The sequence below is a fragment of the Methylobacterium segetis genome, from assembly GCF_004348265.1.
Classification (GTDB): Bacteria; Pseudomonadota; Alphaproteobacteria; order Rhizobiales; family Beijerinckiaceae; genus Methylobacterium; species Methylobacterium segetis.
In genome coordinates this window covers 1-574 of the sequence record NZ_SMNT01000250.1, presented here as the reverse complement: position 1 = coordinate 574, position 574 = coordinate 1, and the positions used below count along the sequence as shown (strand labels likewise).

Below are 574 nucleotides of genomic sequence, written 5' to 3'. Positions count from 1 at the left end.
CGGGCCGAGGCCGCCCGCGCCGCCGCCCGGGCCGGGCTCGGGGCCGGGCCCGTGCCCCTCAGCCTCGCCCTGCCGCACGCGGTCGGGCGCAGCCTGAGCCTGCCCCGGCGGGCGCTGCCCCAGGCCGAGGCGATCGTGCGCGAGGAGATCTGCCGCAAGACGCCCCTGCGCCGGGAGGAGATCGCCCTGGCCTGCGCGGTGGCGCCGGGGGGCGGGGACCGGGTGCGGGTGCACTACCTCGTGGTGCCCGACAGCCTGATCGAGCGGACGCTGGCCCGGCTCGGGCTCAAGCGGGGCGAGATCGCCAGCCTGGAGGGCGAGATCGCTTGGGCTGAGGGCGAGATGGCTTCGCCGGAGGCGGCCTGTCTGGTGCTGCCGTTCGGGCCGGCACGCGCGCCTGCGCGGGCCTCGGCGGGGCGGGCGGCGGCGGGGCTGGGTCTCGCCTGCCTGACGCTGGTTCTGACGGGCTTCTGCGGCCTGGCGGGGCGGCAGGCGGCGCGGATCGGCACGCTGGAGGCGGAGATCCGGGCGGTGGACGCGCCGGCGCGGGGCTCGGCGGCGCGGCTGCGGGGGG

1 protein-coding gene is annotated in these 574 nt (G+C 80.3%); it reads left to right on the top strand.

Annotation, left to right across the window (positions count from 1 at the left end):
- Nucleotides 1-574: hypothetical protein (locus E1J50_RS27725; RefSeq protein WP_165937998.1), on the top strand; the 574-nt coding region annotated here is incomplete at both ends.